This window comes from Natrinema pallidum DSM 3751 (assembly GCF_000337615.1).
GTDB classification, from domain to species: Archaea; Halobacteriota; Halobacteria; order Halobacteriales; family Natrialbaceae; genus Natrinema; species Natrinema pallidum.
Map to the genome: position 1 here is coordinate 24701 of NZ_AOII01000019.1, position 6249 is coordinate 30949.

The 6249-nt window shown below is 62.3% G+C and carries 5 protein-coding genes; 2 read left to right on the forward strand and 3 right to left on the reverse strand.

Annotation, left to right across the window (positions count from 1 at the left end; genetic code table 11):
- Positions 1-37: 37 nt before the first annotated feature.
- The 3 genes from C487_RS20600 to C487_RS01695 all read right to left on the reverse strand — a co-directional run bounded on the left by C487_RS20600 (position 38) and on the right by C487_RS01695 (position 3021).
- Positions 38-493: a hypothetical protein gene (locus C487_RS20600; RefSeq protein ID WP_006183936.1), complete on the reverse strand. Its 456-nt coding sequence runs from the start codon at positions 491-493 to the stop codon at positions 38-40.
- A 422-nt stretch (positions 494-915) separates the two neighbouring features.
- The gene (locus C487_RS01690; protein ID WP_006183937.1) at positions 916-1680 is read right to left on the reverse strand and encodes an IclR family transcriptional regulator; all 765 of its coding nucleotides are present in this window, start codon (positions 1678-1680) and stop codon (positions 916-918) included.
- 177 nt (positions 1681-1857) lie between these two features.
- Positions 1858-3021, reverse strand: a complete 1164-nt coding sequence (locus C487_RS01695) for an acyl-CoA dehydrogenase family protein (protein WP_006183938.1) — start codon at positions 3019-3021, stop codon at positions 1858-1860.
- Positions 3022-3297: 276 nt separating this feature from the next.
- Between C487_RS01695 and C487_RS01700 the strand changes: the two genes are divergently transcribed.
- Positions 3298-4335 (forward strand): TAXI family TRAP transporter solute-binding subunit, encoded by a 1038-nt coding sequence (locus tag C487_RS01700; RefSeq protein ID WP_049907781.1) that lies wholly within the window; start codon positions 3298-3300, stop codon positions 4333-4335.
- A gap of 8 nt (positions 4336-4343) precedes the next feature.
- Positions 4344-6230, forward strand: coding sequence for a TRAP transporter permease (locus C487_RS01705; RefSeq protein WP_241431049.1), 1887 nt, complete (start codon positions 4344-4346; stop codon positions 6228-6230).
- The last annotated feature ends 19 nt before the right edge of the window (positions 6231-6249 follow it).

The window sequence follows — 6249 nt, forward strand, 5'->3', positions numbered from 1 at the left end:
TCGGTTCAGTTGTGACGATAGTCGAGGGGTAGTCGTCTCACCCGTCGGACGGGAGCCGTGGGAAATCGGGATCGGGACACCCGTTCGGTTTCGATGGAACGCGTCGGTACGCATGCAATTCGCCGTCCGTAGCGGCGGCCAGCAGGATGTCGTCCGGCGCGATAGTGGCGAAGCGGTCGACCGGTAACACGAGTTGATCGACAACCGACTCGCCGTCCTCCAACAGGAGGACGACGTGTTCCCCATCAACGATGCGGTCGACGACGCCGATGTACAGATCGGTGCCGTCGAGGAGATCGTCGAGCTCGCCATCGGCCGACGACGACCCTCGGGTGCGTTGTTGTCCACGTCTCGAGGTCGGCGCATGATCGGGCCGATCGATGGACGTTCCGGTCGTCGCACCGGCAGTCGTCACTGCGGCGACCGCTCCCGTACTCAGGGCACCGACTGTTCGGAGAACTGTCCGTCGCGATCGTCGGGTGTGATCCGACATACCACCGTTGGCCGCGGGTTGACTGATAAACCCTCGGGCGAGAGTACGAGTCCGGATAGCCGAGTGGTTCGTTTGCCGAAATACACCCCGGGTAATGTATCGAATCTCGACATTTCGTGGTGCGTTGTTGTTCTGCCATCGGAGCGAGACGCTGGTCGGAGAACAACGGCTGATTCTCGAGGGAGGTCTCGGACACACTGCAGACGGGCAGTTGTGCACGGATATCGACTGGCGGATAGGCCGTTGGCTCGTAACCGACTGCGCCGTTACGCGCGGTCGAGATCATGTTGACGAAACGCTATCCCGACATGCGAAACGACTCGTTCGTATCCTGAACGGAGGATCGATTGTCGCCATCCGCGTTTCAGTCGGTGAAACGCTCGGCGGGACGAGGATGGCCGCAACCGATACTCGTGGGCCGGTTAGCCGTAGGCGAGCGTCACCTTGATCTCGCCGGCTTTGTTCCGAAGCCGCGTCGGAAGCTCGTCGTGAACGTAATCGTCGGTGAACCGACTGGTCGGTCCGAAGACGGCCAGTGACCCGAGGAAATCGTCGTCGGGCGTATAGACCGGGACGGCGACCCCGCGAAGCCCCTCCATGTGTTCCTGATTGTTCACCCCGTATCCCTGATCGCGGATTCGCTCGAGTTCGTCGAACAGCGCGTCGGGATCAGTGATCGTGTTCGGCGTAATCGTCTCGAGGCCGATGTCGTCGATGTAGTCGGCGACCGCGGCGTCGTCCCACTCCGCGAGAATGACTTTGCCCGACGCCATCGAGTGCAGCGGCCGCCGGTGCCCGATCATCGTGTTCGAGAGGCTGCCGTAACGATGGACGTAGACGGCCTCGCTGGCCTCCTCGACGATGAATACCGCGCGCTCGTCAGTCTCCTGACCGAGTTCGAACACGGCCCGCTTGGCCGCCGTGTATCCCACCTTCCGGGAACGGGCTTGCTCGCCGAGTTCGACGAAGCGGAAGCCGACGTAGTACGCCCCGTCGCGCTCGATCACGTAGCCCAGATCGGTCAGCGTCTGGAGGTGACGGTAGACGGTACTCTTCGGGAGGTCCGTCCGTTCAGTAAGGTCCGCGATCGTGACGCCTTCCGCGTCTTTGAGCGCCTCGAGGAGTGCAAACGTTTTCCGCGTCGTCGAGACGCCCGCTCCGCCGGTCTCGTCCCCGTCCGTTCCCATACGCGATACTATTCGCACGTCGCAATCAATGTTCCGGAGACTGGGATTCGAATGCCGCCGAGCGGAACGGGCGTTCCGGATTCGACTCGACCGGGTGGGGCGAGCGGACGTGCTGGGCGCTGAATGCGGAAGACGAACGCGGTCGAGAAGCGGAAAACGGGTTCGAACGGTCGGTGGTTACTGGTAGGCGGGGATACCGGTGAACTCCTCGCCGAGAACGAGCGTGTGAATGTCGTGGGTGCCCTCGTAGGTGTAGACCGTTTCCATGTTGGACATGTGCCGCATCGGCGAGTAGTCCGTCGTGATACCGTTCCCGCCGAGCATTTCCCGGGCGATCCGGGCCTGGTCCCGGGCCATCCGCACGTTGTTTCGCTTCGACATCGAAACGTGCTGTGGTCGCATCTCACCGCGCTCTTTGAGTTCGGCGAGTCGGTGGGCCAGCAGTTGCGCCAGCGTGATCTGGGTCCCCATCTCGGCGAGTTTGCGCTGTTGGAGCTGGAACCGACCGATCGGACCGCCGAACTGGTCGCGGTCTTTCGCGTACTGGCGGGCCTCCTCGAAGCAGTCCCGGGCGGCACCGACAGCGCCCCAGGCGATGCCGTAGCGGGCCTGCGTGAGACAGGACAGCGGCCCCTTCATCCCCTCGACGCCCGGGAGGACGTTCTCCTCGGGCACGTGGACGTCGTTCAGCCCGATTTCGCCCGTGATCGAGGCCCGCAGCGAGAGTTTGTCGTCGATCTTGTTGGTCGTGACGCCGTCGCGGTCGGTCTCGACGAGGAACCCGCGGACGGGATCGTCTTCGGTCGATTTGTCGCGGGCCCAGACGATAGCAACGTCGGCGATCGGCGAGTTCGTAATCCACGTCTTCGAGCCGTTCAAGACGTAGCCATCGCCGTCGCGCTCGGCGCGGGTCTCCATCGCCGACGGGTTCGAGCCGTGTTCGGGTTCGGTCAGGCCGAAACAGCCGATCGACTCGCCGCGGCCCATCTCCGGCAGCCACTCCGCTTTCTGCTCCTCGCTTCCGTAGGCGTGGATCGGATACATGACGAGCGCACCCTGCACCGACGCCATCGATCGCAGCCCCGAATCGCCCGCCTCGAGTTCCTGCATCAAGAGCCCGTAGGCCGTCTCCGAGACGTTCGGCGAACCGTACCCCTCGAGATTGGGGGCGTAAAAGCCGAGTTCACCCATCTTCGGGATGAGGTCCTTCGGGAACGTTCCCTGCTCGTAGTGTTCGCCGATATCGGGTTTGACGTGTTCTTCGACGAATTCCCGGGCCGTATCCCGGATCATCCGCTCTTCTTGGCCAAGGTCCGCCTCGAGCTGAACGAAATCCAGCATACCTAGACGTATGGGAATGGCACAATAGGTATTGCGATACTAGTTGTCACATGACTGGTCAGCGAGATTGCGTTGGGCGGCCATCCGTGGTCGGTTGTCACGTAGTGCTCGAGGGGCATTCCGCGTCCTAGACCGGTCATGTAGAGTTCGGTGTGGCTCGGTTCTGACCGTCCCGTGTCTCGGCCGGCGGCGGATCGACTGATAGCGGAAGTATTATAATACGAAACTATGAAAGGATGTGTCATGGCGAACAGGCACAAGTTCACCGACAGGAGTATGACTCGCAGATCAGTCCTCGCAGCCGCCGGTGGTGGAGCCACAACGGCACTCGCCGGCTGTATCGGCGGTGAAACGAGCGGCAGCAATAAGAACTTCAAGACCCTCTCCGACATCGGCGAGAATACGGCGGTGTCGCCGACGCCGACGGGGTCGGGAACCGCTCCGGCACTCGAGCGTGCGCTCGATCACGCGACCGATGGCTACGATCGGGTGAGTACGAGCTACGGCGAACAGGGCAACGCGATCAACGAGAACCAGCTCGATGTCGGCGTCGGGACGCTGATGAACTTCTCGATCGTCCCCAGCTGGCTCCAGCAGATCGCGAGTACGGTCGACAACCTCCGCGTGCTCGACGTGACTGAGGAGACCGAACAGGCCTGGAACGACGACGACCGGCTGCTGATTCAGCCGGCCGAGACGGGCCAGATCGACAACGTCGACGCACCCGACGAGGTCCCCGCGCCGACCTTCGCGTACAACTTCGTCTCCCGGGCCGACCTCGAGTACGACACGGTTTATACGTTCCTCGAGACGCTGTACGAACAGAAACAGGAGCTGGCGGAATACAACGGCGTCCTGGCTACCTACGAGGACGAGGAGTTCTGGGTCGAGAACATGTACGACGATGTGCCCTTCCACGACGCCGCGGCCGACTTCTACGAGGAAATCGGCGTCTGGAGCGACGAGTTCGAGCGCGCCGGCGGCAGTGCGAGCGGCGGGGCCACCGGCGACACCAACGTCCGGATGCGGACGTCGACATCGACGACAACGGCATACACCGCCAACCAGGGGATGGCCAGCGCCGTCAACAACGGGACTGACGACCTGTTCGTCGAGGCCCAGACCAGCCAGGGAACCGAGGCCAACCTCGGTGCGCTCGATCAGGAGGACGCCGAGATGGTGTACATCCAGAACTGGTCGGCACAGGAGGTCCAAGACGGGGCTGGCAACTACAGCGAACTCGACTTCGAGATGGCACAGATCGTCCACTTCTATGATCTGCCGTGGTTCTTCATCGCCGATGGCGGTAACTAACGGGACCGATGTCTGAGACATATTCCGAGCGCGGGCGACTCGAGTCAGCCCTGGGATGGCTCGTGTACGCACTGGGAGTCTTCCTGACGGGATACACCGTCGTGTACGCCGTGTCCCTCGTGGGCGGGTGGCCCCTCAGCGGACTCGTTCCAGAACCAGGATGGGTAAAGCGGGACGCACGGTATATGATCCTCTTCTTCGGCATCGGGATCGCGCTGTACTACCTCGACTACGCTCACAGAACGTTCCGCAACGAGAGCGCCGACGTTGGTTTCGCCGCAGCGGAATCCTCGACGACCGGCGGAAGCATCGGCGACGGACTCAAGCGAGTGCGGCAGACCTGGAAGCGGGTCGATCCGTACGTCGCCCTTGCCCTCGCGGTCGTGGCGTTGCTCACGATGTATCACGTCTACACGAACTTCACCCGACTCGACGAGGACGCGTATATCCTCGGCTATACCACCACCGACCACCTCGTCGGCGTCGTCCTGATCGCGCTGGCGATCGATACCACTCGGCGGGCGTTCGGGACCGTGATCGCGGCCGTTGCCGTCGCGGCGATCGCGTATGCCCATGCTGCGGTCGGTCCGCGATTGTTCGGCGTCTTCCAGCACTCGGGACAGAGCTGGGAGCAGATCGCCGAAAACGGCGCAATCGGAATCAGCGGCGTCTATCACGAAACGCTCATGGGTATCGGGTCGACGTGGGTCGCGATCTTCATCATGTTCGCCGGGATCGCGAAGGCGTTCGGATTGATGGAGTTCGTCCGTGAGATCGGGACGGAACTCGGGACGAGCCTCCGGACCGGCGTCGTCCAGATCGCCGTCATCTCGAGTATGATCATGGGCTCGATCACCGGGAGTGCGGCGGCAAACACTGCGACGACCGGGAGCTTCACGATCCCGATGATCAAAGATCAGGGCGTCAGCGACGATATCGCCGCGTCGATCGAGGCGGTCGCCTCCGCGGGCGGCCAGATGCTGCCGCCGGTGATGGGCGTAGCCGCGTTCCTGATGGCCGACATCGTTCAGGTCCCGTATCTGGATATCGTTCGGGCGGGGATCATTCCGGCGGCGCTGTTCTACTTCAGCGTCTGTCTCGCGGTTCATTTCACGATCCTCAAGTTCGGCTGGATCTCGAACGATCTCTCGTCGTTCAGGTGGCGGCTCCTCCTCAAAGGAAGCCACTTCGTGGTCCCGATGGTCGTCCTCCTGTACACGCTCGTGTATCTGCGGTACACACCGCTGTCGGCGGGCATGAATACGATCTTCGCGATCGTCGGCGTGATGTTCGTTCGGAACTTTGTCGTCGGTGTCGTCGGCATCGGCTCCGACGAAGTGACAGCCGAAGTCCTCGGTCGGGAAGTACGGGGCGACGACGTGCTTGGGAACCTCGTCGCGACGAGCAAGCAGACCGTCGATGGGTTCAAACAGGGCGGCATCGACATGGCACCGCTGGTCGGCGTCCTTGCGGCCATGGGCGTGATCGTCAAACTGCTCGAGGGGACGGGACTGACGGCCCGCGTTGCGACATCGATCGTGAGCCTCGGCGACGTGAGTGTGCTCGGCTTCGGCGGGGGCTTGGTCATCGTGTTGGTCCTCGCGATGATCGCCAGTATCCTGTTCGGACTGGGAATGCCAACGCCCGCCGCGTACATTCTCGTGGCCATTCTGGTCGCGAAACCGATCACCGAACTCGGAACACCACCGATCGCGACGCACATGTTCGTGTTCTACTTCGCGATGCTGTCGGCGATCACCCCGCCGGTCGCGATTTCGGTCGCGATCGGATCGCGAATCGCGGGCGCGAACTTCCTCGATTCGTGGCATGTGTTTACCCCCATAGAGTTCCTGGCTGAGCCACTGAGACGGCTGAAAACAGCACCCTCTATTTGATTTATATATCTCTCAGTGG

What these genes read in the sequence shown, in the direction of transcription:
- C487_RS20600 (WP_006183936.1), bottom strand. Translation starts at nt 493, where the DNA reads ATGTCGGATCACACCCGACGATCGCGACGGACAGTTCTCCGAACAGTC.
- C487_RS01690 (WP_006183937.1), bottom strand. Translation starts at nt 1,680, where the DNA reads ATGGGAACGGACGGGGACGAGACCGGCGGAGCGGGCGTCTCGACGACG.
- C487_RS01695 (WP_006183938.1), bottom strand. Translation starts at nt 3,021, where the DNA reads ATGCTGGATTTCGTTCAGCTCGAGGCGGACCTTGGCCAAGAAGAGCGG.
- C487_RS01700 (WP_049907781.1), top strand. Translation starts at nt 3,298, where the DNA reads ATGACTCGCAGATCAGTCCTCGCAGCCGCCGGTGGTGGAGCCACAACG.
- C487_RS01705 (WP_241431049.1), top strand. Translation starts at nt 4,344, where the DNA reads ATGTCTGAGACATATTCCGAGCGCGGGCGACTCGAGTCAGCCCTGGGA.